Below are 23,591 nucleotides of genomic sequence, written 5' to 3'. Positions count from 1 at the left end.
CCCAGTTAGTCCCAGGGCACCGTCTTCTTGTCTGCTGCCGCGAACGCCGCTCAGGGCCCTCGTGGCACGTCTTTTCAGCCGCTCGGCGACCGGTCTCGCCGGACCTCGGGTCCGGCCCGCCGGTCAGTCGGCGGCGGTGGCGGGAACGGGGACCTCGGGGGTCACTCCGGTCCCGCGCTCCACTGCGCGAGGCCGCTGTCCGCGGAGTTCCGCGATGGCGGCCTCGAAGTCGTCGAGGCTGTCGAAAGCCTTGTACACAGATGCGAAGCGCAGGTACGCGACGAGGTCGAGTTCCTGCAACGGGCCGAGGATGGCCAGACCCACGTCGTGGGTGGTCAGCTCGGCGCTTCCGGTGGCGCGCACCGCCTCCTCGACCCGCTGGCCGAGCTTGGCGAGGGCGTCCTCCGTCACGGGTCGCCCCTGGCACGCCTTTCGGACGCCGGAGATGACCTTGGTACGGCTGAAGGGCTCGGTCACACCGGACCGCTTGATCACCATCAGCGAGGCGGTCTCCACCGTCGTGAAACGGCGGGAACAGTCGGGGCACTGGCGGCGGCGTCGGATCGACGTCCCGTCGTCGGTGGTGCGACTGTCGACGACTCGGCTGTCGGGGTGCCTGCAGAAAGGGCAATGCATGGTTCCGACCCTCCCTCACGGCACGACTGAATAGCCCCACCGGGCCCGTCAGGGCCCCTCGAAGCGACCACCAGCATAGGCGATGCGTGCACCCCCGGCAGACCGGGGACCACAACTTCTGGGTGGCTGATGCAATCCAACCACTAGATCTGGTGGCGAAGCGCATTTTCGCCCCTTCGCGCGTGTCGCGCGGCGCAGCCCGTGAAGGGGTGCGCGGGGCCGGGTCAGAGGGTACGGGAAGCGCGCGGTGCCGCCGATTCCGGGGCCGCTGATGCCACACTGACAGAAGGACCCCGCCGCCCCGCGGGCGGGCGGCGAAGGCTACCGTGGCCACCGAATTCCGACGGGGCCGAGGCGGCATATACACCCACCTGCGTGAACACGTAAGGCAATCCGCAGTTTTTCACTCGAACGTGTGTTTGGCGCAACCTTTCGAAAGCCACTACCGTTGTGCCAGCCAGGGAGACCATTCGAGAGGGGCCGACGACGTGACCACCACCGCAGACAGTGCCACCATCACCGCCCAGGACCGCTCCCAGGGCCGACTCGAGCCGGTGCATGCCATGAATGACACAGTCATGAACGGGGACGGGGAGCCCGGTCGGCCCGCCCGCTCGCTGCCCGGACGACCTCCAGGGATCAGGGCCGACAGCTCCGGCCTCACCGACCGGCAGCGCAGGGTGATCGAGGTCATCCGGGACTCCGTCCAGCGGCGGGGCTACCCCCCGTCGATGCGCGAGATCGGCCAGGCGGTGGGCCTCTCCAGCACCTCCTCCGTGGCGCACCAGCTGATGGCCCTGGAGCGCAAGGGCTTCCTCCGTCGCGACCCTCACCGCCCCCGGGCCTACGAGGTGCGCGGCTCCGACCAGCCCAGCACCCAGCCCACCGACACCAGCGGCAAGCCCGCCGCGTCGTACGTCCCGCTGGTCGGACGGATCGCCGCCGGTGGCCCCATCCTCGCCGAGGAGTCCGTCGAGGACGTCTTTCCGCTCCCCCGCCAGCTGGTCGGCGACGGCGAGCTGTTCGTCCTCAAGGTCGTGGGCGACTCCATGATCGAGGCGGCCATCTGCGACGGCGACTGGGTCACGGTGCGCCGCCAGCCCGTCGCGGAGAACGGTGACATCGTCGCCGCCATGCTGGACGGCGAGGCCACCGTGAAGCGCTTCAAGCGCGAGGACGGCCACGTCTGGCTGCTGCCGCACAACGCGGCGTACCAGCCGATCCCCGGCGACGAGGCCACCATCCTCGGCAAGGTGGTGGCGGTTCTGCGGCGGGTGTGATCACTCGCCGGCTCTGACCGGGCCCCGGGACCCACTGCGCCGGTCCCGGGGCCCTGCCGTGTCCTCACACACCCGCCGCCTGGGAAGCCGCATCGATCGCCGCCAGCGACTTCCGCACCTGGTTACGGTCCGTCGTGTACCAGAAGTCGGGGAGTGACGCCTTCAGATAGCTGCCGTAGCGAGCGGTGGCCAGCCGCGGATCGAGCACCGCGACCACGCCGCGGTCGCCGGTGGCGCGGACGAGCCGGCCGGCGCCCTGAGCCATGAGCAGCGCCGCGTGCGTGGCCGCGACGGCCATGAAGCCGTTGCCGCCCGCTTCCTCGACGGCCTTCTGCCGCGCGCTCATCAGCGGGTCGTCGGGGCGCGGGAAGGGGATCTTGTCCATGACGACGAGCTGGCAGCTGGCGCCCGGGACGTCCACTCCCTGCCACAGCGAGAGCGTCCCGAAGAGGCAGGTCTTCGGGTCGGCGGAGAAGTTCTTGATCAGCTCGCCCAGGGTGTCCTCGCCCTGCAGCAGGATGGGGAACTCGGGGATGCGCGTGCGCAGCTCCTCGGCCGCGAGCTGGGCCGCCCGCATCGAGGAGAACAGTCCGAGCGTGCGGCCGCCCGCGGCCTGCATCAGCTCCGTGAGCTCGTCCAGCATGTCGCCGCGGTCGCCGTCGCGCGCGGGGCGCGACAGATGCTTCGCGACGTAGAGGATGCCCTGCTTGGGATAGTCGAACGGCGAACCGACGTCGATGCCCTTCCAGACCGGGACGTCGTCTCCCTCGGTGCCTTCCGGAGCGAGCCCCAGCGAGGCCCCGACGCCGTTGAAGTCGCCCCCCAGCTTGAGCGTGGCCGACGTGAGCACCACGGACCGGTCGGCGAAGAGCTTCTCCCGCAGCAGCCCGGAGACCGAGAGCGGGGCGACCCGCACGGAGGCACCGAACCGGTCGTGGCGTTCGTACCAGACGACGTCGTACTCGGATCCCTGCGTGATCCGCTCGGCGACGCCGTGGATGCTCTCCACCGACGCCATGGCCTGCCTGCGCACGGCGTCCTCGTCCTGGACCGCCTTGTCCCGGGTGGAGCCCAGGGCCGTGATGACGGCGCGGGCCGCGTCCCGCAGTGCCATCAGCGCGTACGAGAGATCCTCCGGGAGCTCCTCCAGACGGCCCGGGAGGGCCAGCTCCATGACCCTCTCGAAGCCCTCGGCCGCGGTCTGCAGCTGGTCGGCGATCTTCTCGTCGACCAGCCTCGCGCTCCGGCGGACGGCGCGGTTGACCTGGCCCGGCGTGAGCTCGCCCGTGGCGACGCCGGTGACGCGGGACACCAGCTCGTGGGCCTCGTCCACGATCAGCACCTCGTGCTGGGGCAGGACGGGGGCACCCTCGATCGCGTCGATGGCCAGCAGGGCGTGATTGGTGACGACGACGTCGGCGAGCTTGGCCCGCTCCCGGGCGGCCTCGGCGAAGCACTCCGCGCCGTAGGCGCACTTGCTCGCGCCCAGGCATTCACGGGAGCTGACCGAGACCTGGGCCCACGCACGGTCGGAGACGCCGGGCGTCAGGTCGTCCCGGTCGCCGGTCTCCGTCTCGTCGGACCAGTCCCGCAGCCGCAGCAGGTCCTGGCCGAGCTTGCTCGTGGGCGCCGCGGCCTCGAAGGGGTCGAACAGCCCGTCCTCCTCGTCCTGCGGCACGCCCTCGTGGAGGCGGTGGAGGCAGAGGTAGTTCGACCGCCCCTTGAGCATGGCGAACTCGGGACGCCGCCGCAGCTGCGGATGCAGGGCGTCGACCGTGCGCGGAAGGTCACGCTCGACCAGCTGGCGCTGGAGCGCCAGCGTGGCCGTGGCCACCACCACCCGCTCCCCGTGCGCCAGGGCCGGCACCAGATAGCCGAGCGACTTTCCGGTGCCGGTGCCGGCCTGGACGAGAAGGTGGGAGCTGTCGTCGATGGCCTCGGCGACGGCTTCGGCCATGGATACCTGGCCAGGCCGTTCCATACCGCCGACGGCGGAGACTGCGGCATGGAGGAGTTCGGGGAGGGATGGCTTCGTCATAGCGCTTCCACCCTACGGCGCGGCAGTGACAGTCGGGCTCACGCGAGCGGATTCGGGACGGTTCCGTGGACGGCGGCGTGCGGCCGCGCGGGGCGGTCGCGGTAGCCGTCCAGGTGCAGACGGTTGCGGTTGAGACAGAGCCGCTCGATCCGGGGTCTGAGGAGATCGAACAGCTCGAACCGTTCCTTCAGCTCCGGGAAGCGCGCCTGGTGGCGCAGGATCTCGGCCCGGACCATGGCCCAGAAGTCCATTTCGGGCACGCCAAGTTGCTCCTCGCACAGCGGTGCCAGGTAGCGGAAGACGCCGACGAACAGACCTGAATGGATGAACTGGGTGAGGAAGCCCGGTTCCTCCGTGAGCAGGACGGCACGGACGTCGTCCGGCATCGTCTCGTGCTCGGGGAGGGGCAGGGCGCTGACGTTCACGTCGTCGACGAAGTCCTTGATCGCCAGACGCACGGGGACGTCCTGGTCGTCGTAGACGACGATGGCGTTCTCGCCGTGCGGTGAGAAGACGGTGCCGTACTGGTAGAGGAAGTGCAGCAGCGGCGGCAGCAGGGCGGCGAAGAGGTGCTGGAGCCACACGGCGGGGCGGAGCCCGGAGCGCTCGACCAGCGCGGCGACGAAGGCGCGGCCGTCCGGGTCGGTGTGCAGGAGCGCGGCGAGGGTTCGGGCGCGCTCGTCGGGAGGCAGCCGCAGCGGCTCGCGCCAGATCGCGCCGAGGAGTTCCTTGTACTGGTACGGGACCTCGGGCAGCCGGTCGTAGAGGGGGTGCTCCACGGTGACGGACGCGACCTCGCCGAGGAGGATCACCCCGCACTCTTCGCGCAGGAAGGGGTCGGCGTCGCGCAGCCCGTGCACCCAGGAGGTGACGGCGGGCGCGGCGAGGGTGCGCTCGGTGGGGAGCCCCCGCCAGACAAGCGTGTTGAGGACGGAGAGCGGCAGCTTGACGGTGTGCCGGTCGGGGCGGCTGGTGTTGAGGAACGTGCGGACCGACTGCTGGGGCAGACGCAGGTCGCCGTCGGTGGGGAGCGGGACGATGGCTCCGCAGGCGATGGCCGGGGCGTAGAGGGGAAGCAGGATCTCGTCCCACTGCCAGGGGTGGACGGGCAGCAGGAGGTAGGTCTCGGGATCCAGGCCCCGGCCGGTCAGCTCGGCGTGGAAGGCGTCGCGGACCTCGGGGCCGAGCTCGCGGGCGTAGAGCCGGTCGGGGGTGTCGAGCCCGGGGACTCCGCGGTAGGCGGCAAGGCCGGTGCTGACCGCGATCCAGGGGAGGCGGGTGGGGCGGCGGGCTTCGGGGGCCCAGCGGGCGGCGTCGGCGGCGGAGAAGCCGATGCGGCCCTTGTTCAGCACGAGCCAGGGGTGACCGGTCTGGTGGCCTTCCAGCTCGGCGTAGCCCAGGTCGGCGAGCCGGTCCGCGGGCAGCGCCGTGTGGTGGAGCCGGGCGTCCGCGACGAGGGTGGTGGTGAGCTCGCGGATGAGGTGGCCGAGGGTCGCGCCGTCGATGCCGAGGAGCCGGTGGGCACGGACCAGGAAGTCGAGGGGGTCCGTCAGGGGCCGGCCGTCGAGGGTGATCGAGGCGGGTGCGACGCGCCAGCTTCCGTACGCGCCACGGCGGGCGCTGAAGGCGAGCGTCGAGCCGTCGTCGAGGCGCAGGGTGTGGCGTCCGGGGTCGTCGGGGCCGCCGGGTTCATGGGGATCGTCGGCGGGGACGGGTTCGATGATCTCCTCGTACGCGAACTCGCCGAGGGTCTTGGCGAGGAGGTGGGAGCACACCAGGGTCCAGGCGGAGGTGTTCAGCTCGGGGGGCGAGAGCGGTGCGGAGTCATGGGTGGCAGGGGACGACGGCACGGGGACTCCTCGGGGTGGAAACCGCTGTGGAGCGAGCGGCGTATGGATGACGGACGGGCGTTCACAGGACGTGGCGGAGGGCGCGGTCGCGGACCATGAGGGCGGCTCGTTTGTCGGGGAGGTCGACTTCGGCCGAGAAGCGGAAGCCGGCGCTCAGGAAGGCGGACACCGACGGTGTGTTGCGCACGTCGGGTTCGGCGATGACACGGGTGCACCGCGGCCGGTGGTCCAGGACGAGGTCGGCGACGGCACGCAGCAGCGTGGTGCCGATCCCTCGTGCACGGTCGGCGACGCCGCCGACGAGCAGATGGATCCCGGTGTCGTGGGGGCGTGCCGGGTAGTGCCGGGCGAGCGGGTCGAGATCGGCGCGGTAGATCTCGAAGTAGCTCATGGGCGTGCCGCCGAGGACTCCGAGGCAGGGCACGGTGCGTCCGTCGCCGTCGAGTTGGGGGCGCAGGTGGGCGGCGGTCACGGACTCGGGTCCTGACAGCTCCCAGAAGGCGGCGACGGCCGGATCGTTCATCCAGCGGCTGACGAGTGCCAGGTCCCGGTCGATCCGTACGGGCACGAGCTGGAAGAGGCCGACGGAGGTGGCGGCCGGGCCCCAGGAGGGAACGTCGTCGAGCAGGTCGCCGCGGGTCGTCGTGGTGGTCTCGTCGGCGGTGAACAGGGCGACGAGCTCGTCGGGCAGACGCATGTCCAGGGTGTCCTCACCGGCCGTGCCGGCCGGGGGGCGGGCGCTGGTCCCGGCGGCGCTCCGGGCCCCGGGACCGGCGTCGGCGGGGGACCCGGGGCTCGCGTCGGCGTGGGACCCGGGGCTCGCGTCGGTGTCGGTGCCGGCGTCGGTGTGAGGCACGGTGACGCTCTCCTCTCGGCGGTGCGGCGTGGGCTGGTGCGGCGTGGGCTGGTGAGGCGGTCGTGTCGGGAGCGGCTCGTCGGATGTGGTCCGGGGCTTGTCAGGGGTGGCTCGTCGGGCGTGCGCCGGGCCCGGCTCGTCCGGCCGGGCCCGGGCCGCGCGGCGCTCAGGCGCGGAGGGGGTTGGTGATGGTGACGTAGACGGACTGGGTGTCGACGGGCCCCACCAGTTCGTCCAGGCCGTGGAGGCGGGTGAGCAGGTTGGCCTTGCAGCGCAGCGTCGCGGCCTCCAGGAGCCGGTGCGGCAGCGGGGAGCCGAGGCCCGTGGCGGAGGTCAGGAACTGCCGGAAGCCGGCGAGCAGGACGCGCTCGTCGGCGAGACGCTGGGAGCCGAACGCGCCGATGAGACCGAGGACGTTGTTGATGCCGAGGTAGTAGGCGAAACGCTCGTCGGTGACCTGGTCGGAGACGAAGGTGTCGCTGGCGGCGCCGATGCCGGGCAGCCTCTTGTCCAGGTCGTCGCGGTGGGATTCGCGGAAGTAGTAGCCCTGGTTGTCGCGGTAGCGGCCGCCGACGGGCCAGCCGTCGGGGTCGAGGAGCACGAGCGTGTTCTGCTGGTGAGCCTCCAGGGCGACCCCGGCGGCGCCGTCGAGCCAGAGCACGGGGCGGACGACCTGGTCGAGGTAGCGCAGGAACCACTCGGCCGCGACCGCCGTGGTGGGGCGGCCGGTACGGGCGGCGAGGCGGGTGACGACCTCGGCGAGGCGTGAGCGCATCAGGCCCGTGCCGGGCCAGGGGCGCGGGGCCGTGAGGGCGGCGATGCAGACGGCGTCGTCGCCTGCGGCGAAGGGGTTGTGGCGGACCATGACGTCGAGGCCGGGAACGGGTGCGCCGTCGAGGGTGTCGACCGCGAGCCAGGCGGGGTCGCGGACGATGTCGAACCCGGGGTGGGCTGCCTGCCACTGGTCGACGAGCCCGGTGCGCAGGAGCCGGTGGACCTCCACGCCGCGGTGGAGTTCCTTGCGGAGGTTCTCGCGCCGGGAGTTGGTGATGCGGACGCCGAGGGAGAGCTTGAGCATGGTCCGGGCGCCGGGCCGGTGCACGGTGCGGACGGAGGAGGTGGGGTGCCAGGCGCCGCCGTGGGGACCGAGGTCGTGCAGGAGTCCGGCGTCGAGGAGGGAGGCGACGGCGGGCCGGTGCAGCAGCTCGCGTGCCTGCCAGGGGTGGAGGGGGAGCGGCACGGTGCCCGGCGGCGGTGCGAGGCCCTCGGCGAGCCCGGTGGCGAGTTGTTCTGCGGTGACCGGGCGGCCCTGTTCGGTCCAGGCGGAGTCGGAGGCGAGGACGGTGCGGTCGACGGCCATCCAGTGCAGGGGGAAGGAGCCGTACAGCTCCGGGGAGTAGAGACGGGCCTCCGCCTCGGAGAGTCCCTCCCGGCTCTTGGGGGTCGGGTGGAGCGGGTGGCCGAGGAGCAGGGACTGCTCGGCGGTGAGGAAGAGGTCGGCGTCGAGGCCGGGGCGCGGCCGGCGGCGCCGGTCGGCGATGAATTCGGCGGTGCGGCGGGCGGAGTCGGCGACGCGGCCGACGAGATCGGTGCCCTCGGGGCGGCCCGTCTCGCGGCTGAGGAGCGCGGCGACGGTCACGGCGTCGGCCGCCGGTGCCGAGGCGGGGAGACCTTCCAGGACGGGTGCCCCGAAGCGGTGCCAGCCGGTGGGCGACCAGTAGAGGACCGGCACGAGGAGGGCGGTGCCGCTGGCGTCGAGGGGGACGCGGAGGGTGGTGCCCTCGGGGGCGCGGAGATCCTTCTCCCGTACCCAGCAGCGCAGCAGGTTCTCGATGGTCGCGGCGTCCGCGGCGCGCTGGGGGTCCGGGTCGTCGAGGGGCTCCGCGCGGTGGTCGTCCCGGTGACCGTCCCTGACCGGGGGCGCCGGAGCGGGCGCGGTCGGTGCGCCGGAAGCGAGCCCGGAAGCCGTCGCGTGCGCCGCCGCGGGCGCGGCCGACGGGTGCGGCGCAGCGGGCTGGGGGTCGTACGGACCGGAGTGCTGACGGGGGACGGTGGCCTGCTCGACGGCGAGCGGGCCTGGTGCGGCGCTGCCGGAGTCGGACGCTTCGGAGGCGGGAGTGGCGTTCACGGGGGCTTCCTTGTGAGGGTGTCCGGGTTCGGTCCGGGATCAGTGGGACGGTCCGGTGGCGGTCCGGCGGGGCGCGGAGCGGGCGGGTACGGAGCGGGGGCGCGGGGACGGGCCCGGGCGGTGGGTCCGTTCGGCGGCGGCCAGGGCGTCGGCGAAACGGTCCAGGACGGCCTCCGCCTGCTCGTCGGTGAGGGTCAGTGGCGGCAGGAGACGGACGACGCCGGCGTGCCGGCCGCCGAGTTCGACGATGAGCCCGCGGTCCAGGCACTCCCGCTGGACGGCCGCGGCGAGCGCCGGAGCGGCCGGCGGGGCGAAGACGCCGAAGGCCCGGGCCTCGTCGGCGGACGGGAACGGGGCCTCGTCGGCGTACGGGTCGACCAGCTCGACGCCGATCATGAGGCCCCGGCCGCGGACGTCGCCGACGCAGGGGTGGTCGGCGGCGAGCCCCTGGAGCCGGCCGAGCATCCGGGCGCCGAGCGTGGCCGCGCGGTCGGCGAGCTTGTTCTCCCGTACGTACGCGAGGGTGGCGGCTCCGGCGGCCATGGCGAGCTGGTTGCCGCGGAAGGTGCCGGCGTGAGCGCCGGGCTCCCAGGCGTCGAGCTCGGCGCGGTAGACGATGACGGCGAGCGGGAGGGAGCCTCCGATGGCCTTGGAGAGGACCATCACGTCGGGCACGACGCCGCTGTGCTCGACGGCCCAGAAGGTGCCCGTGCGGCCGACGCCGGTCTGCACCTCGTCGGCGATGAGGGGGATGGACCGGGAGGCGGTGAGGGCGCGCATCCGGCGCATCCAGGCGTCGGGGGCGGGGATGACTCCTCCTTCTCCCTGGACGGGTTCGAGGATCATCCCGGCGGGGGTGGTGACCCCGCTCTTGGGGTCGTCGAGGAGGTTCTCCGTCCAGCGGGCGGCCAGTTCGGCGCCGCGGTCGCCGCCGACGCCGAAGGGGCAGCGGTAGTTCTGCGGGTAGGGCAGCCGGGTGACGCGGACGTCCGTGGCTCCGCCGGAGGCGTCGAGGGCTCCGGCGGTCATGCCGTGGTAGGCGCCGGTGAAGCTGAACAGTCCGCTGCGGCCGGTCGCCGTGCGGACGAGCTTGAGGGCGGCCTCGACCGCGTCCGTGCCGGCAGGCCCGCAGAACTGGATGCGGGCGTCGTCGGCGAGCCCGGCGGGGAGCGTCGCGAACAGCTCGGTCGTGAAGGCGTCCTTGACCGGGGTGGCGAGGTCGAGGACGTGGAGCGGGGCGCCCGAGTCGAGGACCTTCCTGACGGCTTCGAGGACCACCGGGTGGTTGTGGCCGAGGGCCAGCGTCCCCGCGCCCGAGAGGCAGTCGAGGTAACGGCGGCCGTCCGCGCCCTCGATGGTGAGCCCTCGGGCGCGCACCGGCACGATCGGCAGCGAGCGGGCGTAGGTGCGCGCCGCCGACTCGCGCAGCGACTGGCGGCGCAGGATGCCCTCGTGGGCGCCCGTCTCGCCCGCGGGACGCTCCCCCGTCGGTGTCTGCGCCGCCGGTGGTACGGCCGGAGCTGATTCGGTCACGGCCACGGCTCGGTGTCCTCCCGCTGTAACGGTTGCGTTGCACATCAGTACGTTGCTCGACCGTGCGTACGACGGCCGTGAGCGCTGCTTGGGGGTCCCCCGTACGTACCAACGACGCGGACCCCCGGGGATCACGGGCCGATACCAAGATCCTTGGACCGGTCTTGATCACGGCACGGCAACGGCTGGACGGGGTGCGGAACCGCGGACCTGCCGCACGCCGTCCCCACCTGCACCGGCATCATGGGGGCCGCGCTCCGGCGGCGGTCGACGCCGCCGGGATGTTCACCACAGTTCACTCATGCACAAGTTGACGTAGTCCCAGGGGGATCTCGAGATGCGATCGATTCGTCCGCTGCTGGCCTCGGCAGCCGCCGTCGCGGCGTTGACGCTGACGGCGACGGCCTGCGGCCCGACCGAGGAGAACGCGGGCGACAAGCCCAGCGCTCCCGCGAGCCCGTCCGCCGGCGACAAGATCACGATTCCGGACGATCTCAAGGACCGCCTCAAGGAGCGCGGGATCGACCTGGACAAGTGGCGCGACGGCGAGTGGAAGAACTGGGACCGCGAGAAGTGGCTGCGTGAGGCCAGGGACTACGTGAACCCGATCATCGAGGACCTCTGGGACCCGGACCGGATGCGGGAGGCCGAGCGCCCCGACAAGCCGGTCGAGGAGGAGGACATCTCGGGCGACGAGGGTGTCACCGACCCGACGCCCGACCGGGTCAAGGCGAAGGCCGTGGGCACTCCGTACCACTCCAGCGCTCCCGAGGCGGGCAAGGTCTTCTTCGACGGGCCCCAGGGCTCGATGGTCTGCTCGGCCACCGTCGTGCAGGACCCGGCGAACCCGGGGAAGTCCAACATGGTCTGGACGGCGGGCCACTGCGTCCACGCCGGCAAGAAGGGCGGCTGGTACCGCAACATCGCCTTCGTGCCCTCGTACAACGACAGCGGCAAGCCGGCCGCCCAGCTGGAGAACGCGACCCGCGCGGACGTCGCCCCGTACGGCGTGTGGTGGGGTGACTGGGCGCAGACGTCCGAGCAGTGGATCTCGCAGGGCGCGGCGACCGGCGGCCAGGGCGCCCCGTACGACTTCGCGGTGATCCACGTGACGCCGGAGAAGGGCAGCACGGGCAAGTCGCTGGAGGAGACGGTCGGTTCGGCGCTCCCCGTGGAGTTCAACGCGCCGGCCACGCCGAAGATCGCGAGCATGACGGCGACCGGTTACCCGGCCGGTGCTCCCTTCGACGGCCAGAAGATGTTCCAGTGCCAGGACAGGCCGGGCCGCCTGTCGGTGAAGGCGGAGCAGCCGACGATGTACCGCATCGGCTGCACCATGACCGGCGGTTCGTCCGGTGGCGGCTGGGTGGCCGAGGGCAAGGACGGCAAGCCGGCGCTGGTGTCCAACACGTCGATCGGCCCGGTGACGGCCGGCTGGCTGGCCGGTCCGCGTCTGGGCGCCGAGGCCAAGGGTGTCTACGACGAGGTCAGCAAGAAGTACGCGGGCCGCTAGGGCGTGTTTCGAGAGTCCCGCCTGCCCCGCGGCGTCTGGCACGCACGCTCGCCGCGTTGTCGGGATCGTGCACGTACGTCCGGTACGAGGGCGACCCTCCGCCGTGCGATCGCACGCACCGGACTCCGCGGGGCCCGCACTTCGGGCGGACGGCGCTCCTTTCGACACACGCCCTAGGACAGGCCCAGGAGGCGGGCCCCTGCGGGGTCCGCCTCCTTCGGACGGGCATACTGTCCACCGCTAGTGACGCGTCCATGGCAAGCACTGAGGTGGTTGCGGGGCGCGGGAATCATCCCAGGGGGATCTCTGCTCATGCGTTCGACGAAACTTCTGCCGGCCGTCGCCGGCCTGGCCGTGGCGCTCTCGCTGACCGCCACCGCCTGCGGTCCGACCGAGACTCCGGCGGCCGACAAGCCCGCCGCCGAGGCGACCGCGGCCACCGCCGACCCCACCACCGGCGGGGGCGGCAGCGCCCTTCCGAAGGACCTGGCCGACAAGCTCAAGCAGCACGGCGTCGACCCGGACAAGTGGAGGAACGGCGAGTGGAAGAACTGGGACAGGGACACCTGGCTCCGTGAGGCCGAGGACTTCGTCAACCCGGTGATCGAGGGCCTGTGGGACCCCGAGCGCATGCAGTCGGCGAAGAGCCCCGACCCGGCGATCACCGCCACCGCGGGCGCGGGCGGCAGCGACCCGGTGCCGCGGCCCGTGCGGGCACAGCGCGAGAAGACGCCGTACCACCGCAACGCGGCACCCGTCGGGAAGATCTTCTTCGACTCGCCGCAGGGTCACATGGTCTGCTCCGGCACGATCGTGAAGGACCCGCGCCGGCCCGGGAAGTCCAACCTCGTATGGACCGCGGGTCACTGCGTGCACGCGGGCCAGAAGGGCGGCTGGTACCGCAACATCGCCTTCGTCCCGGCCTACAACGACCTGGGCAAGTCGGCGTCCTCGCTGAACGATGCGCAGGCGCACGAGGTGGCTCCCTACGGCCAGTACTGGGCCGACTGGGTGGTCACCTCCGGGGAGTGGATCAACCGCGGCGGCACGAACCCGGCCTGGCCCCACGACTACGCCGTGATGCACGTGCAGCCGGAGCGGGGCAAGAAGTCCCTTGAGGAGACGGTGGGCGTCGCCCTGCCGGTCGACTTCTCCGCGCCGACCGCGGCGCAGGCCGGCACGATGGGAGCCTGGGGCTACCCGGCCGCTCCCCCGTACAACGGCCTGATCATGCACAAGTGCGTCGACCGGCCGAGCCGGCTCACCACGGCCCCCGCCACGCCCACGATGTACCGCATCGGCTGCACGATGACCGGTGGTTCCTCCGGCGGCGGCTGGATCCGCACGATGCCGAACGGCAAGGCGGCCCTGGTCTCCAACACGTCGATCGGCCCGGTCGGCGGCAACGGCTGGCTGGCCGGGCCCCAGCTCGGCCGGGGTGCCCAGAACGCGCACGAGATGGTGAGCAGGAAGTTCGCCCGCTGACCGCTCGCGACCGGCGGCCGGCCGAGGAGGCCGGCCGCCCCGCGCCGAGGTCCTGACGGCGGCTCATCGCCTCCCGCCCGAGGACCCGACCCGCGGCGCGTGGACCGCGGGCGTGACGCGGTCCGTGCCGAAGTCCCCGCGGACTCCCGCGGACCCGGACCACCCATGCGGAAGGCCCCGCCCCCTGGATGAGGGGGCGGGGCCTTCCGCGGGGACGCGTCCCCGCGTGTGCCGGGCGGGCCGGTCAGTGAGCGGCGGGAACGTACGGCATGAGGAATGCCGCCAGCTCCTCGTGTACCCGCGCCTTCAGCAGCGTGCCCTCCGCCGTGTGCTCTTCGGAGAGCACCTCGCCCTCGGCGTGCACCCGCGAGACGAGCCCGCCCTGGGTGTACGGCACGAGCGCCTCGATCTCGACCTGCGGCCGGGGGAGTTCGGCGTCGATGAGCGCGAGCAGCTCCTCGATGCCCTCGCCCGTACGCGCCGAGACGGCGATGGCGTGGCGCTCGGCCCGCATCAGCCGCTGCAGCACGAGCGGGTCGGCCGCGTCCGCCTTGTTGACGACCACGACCTCGGGCACGTTCACCGCGCCGACGTCACGGAACACCTCGCGCACGGCGGCCAGCTGCTCCTCCGGTGCCGGGTGGGAGCCGTCCACCACGTGGAGGATCAGGTCGGAGTCGCCGACCTCCTCCATGGTGGAGCGGAACGCCTCGACCAGGTGGTGCGGAAGGTGCCGCACGAACCCGACGGTGTCGGCCAGCGTGTACACCCGGCCGGTGGGCGTCTCGGCCCGGCGCACGGTCGGGTCGAGGGTGGCGAACAGCGCGTTCTCCACCAGCACGCCCGCGCCCGTGAGGCGGTTGAGCAGGGAGGACTTGCCGGCGTTGGTGTATCCGGCGATGGCGACCGACGGCACCTTGTTCCGGCGCCGCTCCTGCCGCTTGATGTCGCGGCCGGTCTTCATCTCCGCGATCTCCCGGCGCATCTTCGCCATCTTCTCGCGGATCCGACGACGGTCGGTCTCGATCTTGGTCTCACCGGGTCCGCGGGTGGCCATACCGCCACCGCCGCCGCCACCCATCTGACGGGAGAGCGACTGACCCCAGCCGCGCAGCCGCGGCAGCATGTACTGCATCTGCGCGAGCGCGACCTGCGCCTTGCCCTCGCGGGACTTGGCGTGCTGGGCGAAGATGTCGAGGATCAGGGCGGTCCGGTCGACCACCTTGACCTTGACGACGTCCTCCAGGGCGATGAGCTGGCCGGGGCTGAGCTCGCCGTCACAGACGACCGTGTCCGCGCCGGACTCGACCACGATGTCACGCAGCTCGCGTGCCTTGCCCGAGCCGATGAAGGTGGCGGGGTCCGGCTTGTCACGGCGCTGGATCACGCCGTCGAGCACGAGGGCGCCCGCCGTCTCGGCGAGGGCCGCCAGCTCCGCGAGGGAGTTCTCCGCGTCCTGGACGGTCCCCGAGGTCCACACGCCGACCAGCACGACTCGCTCGAGGCGCAGCTGCCGGTACTCGACCTCGGTGACGTCCTCGAGCTCGGTGGAGAGGCCCGCCACGCGCCGCAGAGCCGCGCGCTCGGAGCGGTCGAACTGATCGCCGTCCCGCTCTCCGTCGATCTCGTGGCTCCAGGCGACGTCCTCTTCCATCAGGGCATCGGCCCGAAGGCTCTCGGTGCGGCTCGTCTCGGCGAAGCTCTGCTCGTCCTGGGAAGGGGATGAAGAGGAGGTCATTTGATCCTTACGTCGATGGAAAGTCGTTGCGTCGATCAGAACACGTCGCGGCGCGGAAAGATTCCCGGGCCGGCCGCGTCGCCGACCTGACGATGGTGTCACGCCCGGGTGGTGCGCGTCATCCCGGTTTCACGGCGTTCGGCGGCTGCGGGGCGCGGCTGCTCCAGTCCGGGTGGCCGGGCATGGGCGGGGTCTTCTCGGCGTAGAGCCAGTCGGCGAAGAAGGCGGAGAGGTCACGGTCCGCGACCTGGGACGCCATCTCGGTGAAGTCGGCGGTGCTCGCGGTGGCGTCGCGGTGCTCGCTCACCCAGCGGCGCTGGAGGTGCTGGAAGGCGTCCTTGCCGATCTCCTGGCGCAGGGCGTACAGGACCAGGGCGCTCCCGTCGTAGACGACGGGCCGGAAGAGGCTGATCTTCTGGCCGGGCGAGGGGGGCTCGGGGGCGGCCGGAGGGCCGCCGGCCGCCCGCCATCCGTCGGAGGCGCCGTAGGCGGCCTTCATCCGGCGCTCCAGGGACTGCTTGCCCACCTCGTCCGCGTAGAGCGCCTCGTACCAGCTCGCGTGCCCCTCGTTCAGCCACAGGTCGGACCAGGTGCGGGGCGAGACGCTGTTGCCGAACCAGTGGTGGGCCAGTTCGTGGACCATGATCGAGTCGACGTACCAGTCCGGGTAGCCGGGCTCGGCGAACAGTCGTCGTTCGAAGAGGGAGAGGGTCTGCGTCTCCAGCTCGAAGCCGGTGTCGGCGTCGGCGACGAGCAGTCCGTACGTCTCGAAGGGGTAGCGGCCGACCTGGCGCTCCATCCACTCCAGGTGGCCGGGGGTCCGCTTCAGCCAGGGCTCCATGAGCTCCCGGTCGGCGGTGCGGACGACGTCCCGCAGGGGCAGGCCGTGCGGTCCCGTGCGGTGGACGACGGTGGTGGCGCCGATGGAGACCTGGGCGAGTTCGGTCGCCATGGGGTGGGAGGTGCGGTAGGTCCAGGTGGTGGTGGCGCCCTTCTCGGTGCGGCCGGCCGGCAGACCGTTGGCGACGGCCGTCAGGGCACGGGGGGCGGTGATCCGGAAGGTGAAGTAGGCCTTGTCGGCAGGGTGGTCGTTGGAGGGGAAGACCCGGTGGGCGGCGTCGGCCTGGTTGGCCATGGCGAGGCCGTCGCCGGTGCGGACCCAGCCGCCGGTGTCGACGGGGCCGGACGGGTCGCTGGTGTGGACGACCGCGATCTCCAGCGGCTCGCCCTCCTCGACCGCCCGGGCGGGGGTGATCACCAGGTCCTCGCCGCTGGTGGTGAAGTCGGCCGGGGCGCCGTCGACGGTGACGGCGGAGACCTCGCCGTAGGTGAAGTCGAGGTTGACGCGCTCCAGGTCGGCGGTGGCGAGCGCCTCGATACGGGTCACGGCCGCGAGGGGCTCGGTGTTGCGGCCCCCGTAGGTGAGGTCGATGTCGTACGAGAGGACGTCGTACCCCGGGTTGCCGAGGTGGGGGAAGAGCGGGTCCCCGATGCCGAGCGGCGCGGGCGCGGGCAGCGCAGCGGCGACGAGCCCGGCCGAGGCGGCGACGAGAACGGCGGAGCGGAGCCACCGCGCGCGGGGGGCGGTGTTCCGGGAGGTGAGCGGCATGAGCTACGGCTACCAGGGCGCCGGTCCCGGCCCGGGGCGGCGCGCTCGCCCGCCACCCGAAGGAGTCATCGCCGGGCTGACGGGGGGCGCCCCGCGCGCGGCGGAACGACCGCGGTGTCCTGGCGGGCGGTCTACAGGTCCGGGGAAGCGCATTGGCGTGCGCGGCTCACGTCGTATACGCCGGGGACGTCCCGCATGGCCCGCATGAGGGCGGGCAGCCCGGCGGCGTCGGGGAGTTGGAGCGTGTAGGTGTGGCGTACCCGCTGTTCGCAGGGTGGTTCGACGGTGGCGGAGACGACGGCGACGCCGGCGGCGGCGATGGCCTCGGTGAGGTCCGCGAGGAGCCGGGGGCGGCCGAAGGACTCGGCGACGAGGGTGACGCGGCACTCGTCGGTGTCGCCCCAGTGGACGGTGACGGGGTCGCGGCCGAGGCTCCGCATGGCGTCGGCGGCGGCGCAGCCGGTGCGGTGGACGGTGACGGTCCCGCCGCGGACCAGGAAGCCGGTGATCTCGTCGGGGGGCACGGGCGTACAACAGCCGGCGGGCCGTACGGCGCCTGCCGTGGTGCCCGGCAGGTCGGCGAGGAGCCGGGTGCCGGTGCGGCGGTCGGCGGCGTGGGAGGCGGGTGGGCGCGGGTCGGCGGCCGGGGCCGTCGCGGGCTCGGGATGTGTCCGGAGCCAGCCGGTGATCGCGATGCGCGCGGCGGGGGTACGGGCGTGGTCGAGCCACTCCGGGGAGGGCCCGGAGGCCGCGTCCTGGGCGAGCAGCAGCTGGACGGTGTCGCCGTCGGCGAGGACCGTACCGAGCGTCGCGAGCCGCCCGTTGACGCGTGCGCCGAGGCAGGAGTGGGCGGCCTCGCCGTACTGCGCGTAGGCCGCGTCGACACAGCTCGCCCCGGCGGGCAGGCCGAGGGTGCCGCCGTCGGCGCGGAAGACGGTGATCTCCTGGTCCTCGGCGAGGTCGGCGCGCAGCGAGGTCCAGAAGGTGTCCGGGTCCGGGGTCGCCTCCTGCCAGTCGAGGAGCCGGGAGAGCCACCCGGGCCGGGTGGGGTCGGCGCGCTCCCCGTCCTCGGCCGTCTCGGCGCGGTCGCCGGTCGGCGGGGGCGTGTACGGATTGCCCAGGGCGACGACTCCGGCCTCGGCGACCTTGTGCATCTGGTGGGTGCGGATGAGGACTTCGGCGACGGCCCCGTCGGGGGCGGCGACGGCGGTGTGCAGCGACTGGTACAGGTTGAACTTGGGGGCGGCGATGAAGTCCTTGAACTCGGAGATCACCGGGGTGAAACAGGTGTGGAGTTCGCCGAGGACGGCGTAGCAGTCGGCGTCCTCGCCCACCAGGACGAGGAGCCGGCCGAAATCGCTGCCGCGCAGGTCGCCGCGCTTGAGGCGGACGCGGTGGACGGAGACGAAGTGCCGCGGCCGGACCAGGACTTCGGCGGGGATGTCCGCCTCGCGCAGGAGGGTGGTGACATGTTCGGCGATGGCCGCGAGGGCGTCGCCGGCACCGGTGTTCCCGGCGATGAGGGCACGGGTGTTCTCGTACTCCTCGGGATGGAGGATGGCGAAGACCAGGTCTTCCAGCTCGGACTTGAGGGCCTGGACGCCGAGCCGTTCGGCGAGCGGGATGAGGACGTCACGGGTGACCTTGGCGATGCGGACCTGCTTCTCGGGGCGCATGACGCCGAGGGTCCGCATGTTGTGAAGCCGGTCGGCGAGTTTGATCGACATGACCCGGACGTCGTTGCCGGTGGCGACGAGCATCTTGCGGAAGGTCTCCGGTTCGGCCGCGGCGCCGTAGTCGACCTTCTCCAGCTTGGTCACGCCGTCGACGAGGTAGGCGACCTCGTCGCCGAACTGCGCCTGGACCTGATCGAGCGTCACTTCGGTGTCCTCGACGGTGTCGTGGAGGAGGGCCGCGGTCAGGGTCGTGGTCTCGGCGCCGAGTTCGGCGAGGATGAGGGTGACGGCGAGCGGATGCGTGATGTACGGCTCGCCGCTCTTGCGGAACTGCCCGCGGTGCGAGGACTCGGCGAGGACGTAGGCACGGCGGAGGACGGCGAGGTCGGCGTCGGGGTGGTGGGCGCGGTGCGCCTCGGCGACGTGGCCGATGGCGTCGGGGAGGCGGTCCCGGGTGCCCGGCCCGAGCAGGGCGGCGCGGCCCAGCCTGCGGAGGTCGATCCTCGGGCGGGTGCGTCTGCGGCTGGGAGCGTCGGGGCCGGTGGCCTCGGCCGCGCTCAGGGGGTTGGTGGCCTCTGCACTCATGGGCACCTCCGGCGACGTCGACCGGCGGAGGGCGGGCAAGGCGTGCCTGCCGGGCTTGCCGGTGCTTGATGCTACCGAGCCCACCACGCGGTGCAGTCCCGCTCTCGCCCAGCGTGAAACGGATCACCCATTCGAGCGACGGATCAGTCGTTGACTGTTTCGATTCCGGCCCTTTTCGGGGCCGCTCGTCTCTCCACCGGCCCGCGGGTGCACCGCTCGGCCGGGAGCGCAGAGGTCGGGGGCAGGGGTCGGGGCGTCGCTTCGGGGTACCGCTCCGGGGTTTCGGCGGGGCCGTCGGGTGTCAGGCCGACCGGGCCGGGGTGAGCCAGGCGGGGTCGATGACGCCCTCGGCGACGATGACGGCCGGGCCGGTCATCTCGATCTCGCCGTCGGGGTGCTCGGTGATGATCAGGGTGCCGCCGAGGACGTCGACGGTGTACGTGACGGGCGTGCCGCTCTCGGCCGGGTCGACGCCGTCCCGGCGGGCGGCGGCCACGGCGACGGCGCACGCCCCCGTGCCGCAGGAGCGGGTCTCGGCGGCGCCGCGCTCGTGGACCCGCATGGCGACGTGGCGAGGTCCGCGGTCGGCGACGAACTCGATGTTCACGCCCTCCGGGTAGACCCCGGCCGGGGCGTAGGGCGGCTCGGTGAGGAGGTTGCCGGCGTGGTCGAGGCTCTCCACGAAGGCGACGGCGTGCGGATTGCCCATGTTCACGTTCCGGGCGGGCCAGCTGCGCCCCTCGACCGTGACGGTGACGCCGTCCTCGGGGAGCAGGGCGCGGCCCATGGAGACGGTGACGGAGCCGTCCTTGTCCAGGTGGACCCTCTTGACCCCGCCCCGGGTGGCGACGGCCACCTCACCTGCGGTGACGTGCCCGGCGTGCTCCAGATAGCGGGCGAAGACGCGCACGCCGTTGCCGCACATCTCGGCGACGGAGCCGTCGGCGTTGCGGTAGTCCATGAACCACTCGGCCTCGTCGGCCATCGGCCTGGCCTCGGGGTGGGCGGCGCTGCGGACGACGTGCAGCAGCCCGTCCCCGCCGATCCCGGCCCGCCGGTCGCACAGCCGGGCGACGACGTCGGCGGGCAGGTCGACGGCGTTGTCGGCGTCGGGGACGATCACGAAGTCGTTCTCGGTCCCGTGGCCCTTGAGGAAGGAGAGCGGCGAGGTCTGCGTGCTGGTCACGGGATCAACTGTACGGGTCGGGTCCGGCGGGGGCCGTCCGGGTGGGGACAGCGCGCGCGGGCCGCCGGCGGCTCACGCCAGGGGCGGGGCGAGGTCGTGGAGCGGCGAGGGAGGGGCCGGCGACGGACCGGACCGCGGGGGCCGGGTCAGCGGGAACGGGCGGGCGACGGACGGGGCCCGGGGGGCCGCGTCAGCCGACCGGACCGGACCGCGGGGCCGCGTCAGCGCGGGCCGTCGCGACGCGGCGGACCGCGGGGCCGGGTCAGCGCAGGCGGGCGACGCGCCAGACCGCCAGGGCGACGAGGAGGGCGCTGACGCACACGTACAGCGCCATCACGCGCCAGTCCGGGCGCTCGCCGGAGCCCCGGGACGGCAGGCCGGGCCAGGTGTGGCCGACCTTGCGGGCGGCCATCATGCCCCAGCCGGCGGCGCAGCAGCTGATGAGCAGCCCGAGCATGGCGACGACCGCGCCGCCGTCGCCGGAACCGAAGGCGAGCGGGAAGGCGAACATCAGGGAGCCGAGGGCCGCGAGGCCCACGATGGGGGCGAGCTGCCAGATCCGCAGGCGTCGCTGCGGTCGCAGCTCGACCTCGACCTCGTCGGCGTCCACCTCCACGGAGGTGCCCTGGGCGTCGTCGGGACCGTCCGGGGTCAAACCGGGCGCGTCACCCGGGGCTTCGCCCCGGACCGCGCCGTGCTGCTCTGTGTCGCGAGGGCCGGCCTCCATCGCCACGCGCCCTCCCCACTCGGACTCCACTTGGTCGATCGATGCTCGATGATGGCACGCTCCCGGGCGCTGGAATGACGGGCATGGCGTCCCGATGCCATCACGTGATCAGGCTGTAACCGCTCGTTCGACCAACCTCAGCGCCTCTCGCGGGAGTTCCCCGCGGTGTTCCGCGGCGCCGCTGAGCCAGTGGACCCGCGGGTCCCGCCGGAACCACGAGTCCTGACGGCGCGCGAAGCGCTTGGTGGCGCGCACGGTCTCGGCGCGCGCCTCGTCGTCGGTGCACTCCCCCGCGAGCGCCGTCAGGACCTGCTGGTAGCCCAGGGCGCGGGCGGCCGTACGGCCCTCGCGCAGCCCCTGCCCCTCCAGCGCCCGGACCTCGGCCACGAGGCCCGCTTCCCACATCCGGTCCACGCGCGTGGTGATCCGCTCGTCGAGTTCGGGCCGCTCGACGTCCACGCCGATCTGGACGGTGTCGTAGACCGGGTCGGGGCCCGGCAGGTTGGCGGTGAAGGGCTTTCCTGTGATCTCGATGACTTCGAGCGCCCGGACGATGCGGCGGCCGTTGCTCGGCAGGATCGCGCGGGCGGCCTCGGGGTCGGCGGCCGCCAGCCGGCCGTGCAGGACCCCGGAGCCCCGCTCCTCCAGTTCGGCCTCCAGGCGGGCGCGTACGGCCGGATCCGTACCGGGGAACTCCAGGGCGTCGATGGCACCCCTGACGTAGAGGCCGGAGCCGCCGACCAGGACGGGGGTGCGGCCGGCGGCGAGCAGCCGGTCGATCTCGGCGCGGGCCAGGCGCTGGTACTCGGCGACGCTGGCCGCCTCGGTCACGTCCCAGATGTCGAGGAGGTGGTGCGGGACTCCGCCGCGCTCCTCGATCGTCAGCTTGGCGGTGCCGATGTCCATCCCTCGGTAGAGCTGCATCGAGTCGGCGTTGACGACCTCGCCGCCGAGCTGCTGGGCGAGGAAAACACCCAGATCGGACTTTCCGGCCGCTGTGGGACCGACGACGGCGATGACCCGCGGGGCGGGAGCTGCATTTCTCACCGCCCCAGTCTCGCAAACCTCCCGCCGGGTCCCCGAACGAGCGACGTGACGACCCGCATCCGGCTTCGTTGCCTGTTGCGAGGTTCCGACCGCCGGTTTCCGTGCCGGCTGCACCGGGTGGCGCAATGGGGCGCCCCGGGCGCCGCGGGGCTTCTCCCACACGAGTACGCTATGGAGTGGAAATGGGCGTTTTTGCAATGTTTCGCCGTAAGGGCAAGGAAGCTGCCGAGGCGTCAACGCAGGAGACCGAGGCCGTCGACGTGACGGACGACGCGGAGCCTGCGGAGAACGTCGCCGACACCGACGCCGAGGCGGAGACGACGGCGGACACCGAGGCCGCGGGGACCGCCGACGAGGCACCGGCCGCGGAGGCGGTCGAGGCCGTGGAGATCCCGAAGCAGCAGTCGGCCGAGGAGGCAGCGGACAACGAGGCCGGTGAGAGCGCCCGTAAGTAGCCCCTGGAAGCAGGGCACGGCAGACGGTACCGGAGGGATGGTGACCCATGGGTCTCCTGCATTCGCTGAAGGCCAAGCTCGCCCCGGCCAAGGACAAGGTCTCCGACCTCGCGCATCAGCACGGGGGCAAGATCGATCACGGTCTGGACAAGGCCGCGCGGCTGGTCGACGAGAAGACCAAGGGCAAGTACAGCGCCAAGATCGAATCGGGCACCGGCAAGGCCAAGCACGCCCTGGACCGGATCTCCCACAGGGACGACGGCACCCCGGGCCCGGCGGGAACGGGTACGGGTCCGGGTCCGACACCGCCGCCGAACGTCTGACGCACGGCGTCGGCTGACCGTCCCTCCGGACGGCGGACGGCCGCGGAGCACATCGCTCCGCGGCCGTCCGCCGTCCGTTCGTCGCCCGTCCGCGTCCCGCTCCGTCCCGTGCTCCGTCCCGCGAGGGGCCGTGAAGCGCACCGGTCCGTGGTCTCGTGGCCGGTGCGCCGCGCGCCGACGGCTACGACCGCTCCGCTACGACCGCTACGACCAGACGGCGGCGATGTAGCCGACGCCGTAGGGGGCGTCCTCGAAGAGCAGGCGGCCTGCCGGACTCGCGCCCTCCGCTGCGCCCGCCAGCACCTGCCACGAAGCCCGGCCCGCCGCCTTCAGCTCGAACGCCAGGCCCTCGTCCAGAGCGAGCAGGGCGTCCCGGTCGGCCGAGCCCAGCGCCCTGGCGGCCTCCGCGTCGAAACCGGCGGCGCGCTCGTCCAGATAGCCGGGGGCCTTGACGGACCGGCAGGCGCTGCCGTCGCCCATCACCAGGAGCGCGACACGGTCGGCGGTCGCGGCCAGCTCGCGTCCGGTGGCCGCGCACCGCGCGGCCTCCAGTCGTTCATCGACCCCCAGACCCTCCACCGGTGCCCCGCCCCAGCCCGTGCGCTCCAGGAGCCAGGCGGCCACGGCGAGCGAGACGGGCAGCGGCGGCCGGTCCACTCCGGCCCCGGGGCCTGCGCCCAGCCGTACGGAGAGATCGACACCGAAGCCGGCGAAGGACCCCACCGAGCCGGCCGGGTACGTTCCCTGCCCCTCCTCGCCCGCCGGGCCGACGACGTACAGCCGGTCGGGCCGGGACGCCGCCAACACCCCCACGGCGTCGGCACACGCCGCACGGGCGGCGTCCATTTCGTGCGCGGCCCCGGCCGCGACCTCGGGCACGAGCAGGGGCGGGGAGGGGCAGACGGCTGCGGCGACAAGCATGATCC

Annotated in this window: 18 protein-coding genes; 5 read left to right on the top strand and 13 right to left on the bottom strand. The window is 72.9% G+C overall.

Translation table 11 applies throughout. The features are described 5' to 3' along the window. Positions 1-123 precede the first annotated feature (123 nt). Positions 124-636: a transcriptional regulator NrdR gene (gene nrdR, locus AB0K65_RS03195; RefSeq protein ID WP_365713774.1), complete on the bottom strand. Its 513-nt coding sequence runs from the start codon at positions 634-636 to the stop codon at positions 124-126. Positions 637-1,124: 488 nt separating this feature from the next. Here nrdR and lexA point away from each other — a divergent pair, with 488 nt between their 5' ends. Then, positions 1,125-1,916: a transcriptional repressor LexA gene (gene lexA / locus AB0K65_RS03190; protein ID WP_365713772.1), complete on the top strand. Its 792-nt coding sequence runs from the start codon at positions 1,125-1,127 to the stop codon at positions 1,914-1,916. A 64-nt stretch (positions 1,917-1,980) separates the two neighbouring features. On the opposite strand, the gene AB0K65_RS03185 is transcribed toward lexA, so the two are convergent. The 5 genes from AB0K65_RS03185 to AB0K65_RS03165 all read right to left on the bottom strand — a co-directional run bounded on the left by AB0K65_RS03185 (position 1,981) and on the right by AB0K65_RS03165 (position 10,234). Continuing rightward, complete coding sequence (locus tag AB0K65_RS03185) at positions 1,981-3,954, bottom strand: ATP-dependent DNA helicase (protein WP_365713770.1); 1,974 nt, start codon at positions 3,952-3,954, stop codon at positions 1,981-1,983. Positions 3,955-3,992: 38 nt separating this feature from the next. Then, positions 3,993-5,804 carry an IucA/IucC family siderophore biosynthesis protein gene (locus AB0K65_RS03180; protein WP_365713768.1) on the bottom strand — a complete coding sequence of 604 codons (1,812 nt, stop codon included), beginning with the start codon at positions 5,802-5,804 and terminating at the stop codon, positions 3,993-3,995. 61 nt (positions 5,805-5,865) lie between these two features. Next, positions 5,866-6,660, bottom strand: a complete 795-nt coding sequence (locus AB0K65_RS03175; protein ID WP_365713766.1) for a GNAT family N-acetyltransferase — start codon at positions 6,658-6,660, stop codon at positions 5,866-5,868. Positions 6,661-6,826: 166 nt separating this feature from the next. Beyond that, positions 6,827-8,788: an IucA/IucC family protein gene (locus AB0K65_RS03170; RefSeq protein WP_365713764.1), complete on the bottom strand. Its 1,962-nt coding sequence runs from the start codon at positions 8,786-8,788 to the stop codon at positions 6,827-6,829. A 39-nt stretch (positions 8,789-8,827) separates the two neighbouring features. Then, a complete protein-coding gene (locus AB0K65_RS03165) occupies positions 8,828-10,234 on the bottom strand; it encodes a diaminobutyrate--2-oxoglutarate transaminase family protein (RefSeq protein ID WP_365714228.1) in 1,407 nt (468 codons plus the stop codon). Between the two features lie 424 nt (positions 10,235-10,658). Here AB0K65_RS03165 and AB0K65_RS03160 point away from each other — a divergent pair, with 424 nt between their 5' ends. Continuing rightward, positions 10,659-11,834: a hypothetical protein gene (locus AB0K65_RS03160; RefSeq protein ID WP_365713762.1), complete on the top strand. Its 1,176-nt coding sequence runs from the start codon at positions 10,659-10,661 to the stop codon at positions 11,832-11,834. Between the two features lie 312 nt (positions 11,835-12,146). Continuing rightward, the gene (locus tag AB0K65_RS03155) at positions 12,147-13,319 is read left to right on the top strand and encodes a hypothetical protein (protein ID WP_365713760.1); all 1,173 of its coding nucleotides are present in this window, start codon (positions 12,147-12,149) and stop codon (positions 13,317-13,319) included. Positions 13,320-13,563: 244 nt separating this feature from the next. Here AB0K65_RS03155 and hflX read toward each other — a convergent pair whose 3' ends face one another. The 6 genes from hflX to miaA all read right to left on the bottom strand — a co-directional run bounded on the left by hflX (position 13,564) and on the right by miaA (position 21,887). Then, entirely contained in the window at positions 13,564-15,057 is a 1,494-nt protein-coding gene (gene hflX, locus AB0K65_RS03150; RefSeq protein WP_365713758.1) for a GTPase HflX, read from the bottom strand. 118 nt (positions 15,058-15,175) lie between these two features. Next, complete coding sequence (locus AB0K65_RS03145; RefSeq protein WP_365713756.1) at positions 15,176-16,666, bottom strand: M1 family metallopeptidase; 1,491 nt, start codon at positions 16,664-16,666, stop codon at positions 15,176-15,178. A 131-nt stretch (positions 16,667-16,797) separates the two neighbouring features. After that, complete coding sequence (locus AB0K65_RS03140) at positions 16,798-18,927, bottom strand: HD domain-containing protein (RefSeq protein WP_365713754.1); 2,130 nt, start codon at positions 18,925-18,927, stop codon at positions 16,798-16,800. 301 nt (positions 18,928-19,228) lie between these two features. Then, a complete protein-coding gene (dapF, locus tag AB0K65_RS03135) occupies positions 19,229-20,113 on the bottom strand; it encodes a diaminopimelate epimerase (protein ID WP_365713752.1) in 885 nt (294 codons plus the stop codon). A 262-nt stretch (positions 20,114-20,375) separates the two neighbouring features. Further along, the gene (locus AB0K65_RS03130) at positions 20,376-20,840 is read right to left on the bottom strand and encodes a hypothetical protein (protein ID WP_365714227.1); all 465 of its coding nucleotides are present in this window, start codon (positions 20,838-20,840) and stop codon (positions 20,376-20,378) included. Between the two features lie 108 nt (positions 20,841-20,948). Then, positions 20,949-21,887 (bottom strand): tRNA (adenosine(37)-N6)-dimethylallyltransferase MiaA, encoded by a 939-nt coding sequence (gene miaA / locus AB0K65_RS03125; RefSeq protein ID WP_365713750.1) that lies wholly within the window; start codon positions 21,885-21,887, stop codon positions 20,949-20,951. 182 nt (positions 21,888-22,069) lie between these two features. On the opposite strand from miaA, the gene AB0K65_RS03120 reads away from it, so the two are divergent. Beyond that, complete coding sequence (locus tag AB0K65_RS03120) at positions 22,070-22,342, top strand: hypothetical protein (protein ID WP_365713748.1); 273 nt, start codon at positions 22,070-22,072, stop codon at positions 22,340-22,342. A 47-nt stretch (positions 22,343-22,389) separates the two neighbouring features. After that, on the top strand, positions 22,390-22,665 hold the full coding sequence (locus tag AB0K65_RS03115; RefSeq protein WP_365713746.1) for an antitoxin: 276 nt from the start codon (positions 22,390-22,392) through the stop codon (positions 22,663-22,665). A gap of 204 nt (positions 22,666-22,869) precedes the next feature. On the opposite strand, the gene AB0K65_RS03110 is transcribed toward AB0K65_RS03115, so the two are convergent. Then, positions 22,870-23,586: a class III extradiol dioxygenase subunit B-like domain-containing protein gene (locus AB0K65_RS03110; RefSeq protein WP_365713745.1), complete on the bottom strand. Its 717-nt coding sequence runs from the start codon at positions 23,584-23,586 to the stop codon at positions 22,870-22,872. Positions 23,587-23,591 lie beyond the last annotated feature (5 nt).

It is taken from the genome of Streptomyces sp. NPDC053755 (genome assembly GCF_040677675.1).
GTDB lineage: Bacteria > Actinomycetota > Actinomycetes > Streptomycetales > Streptomycetaceae > Streptomyces.
This window is presented reverse-complemented; position numbering and strand designations above follow the sequence as displayed.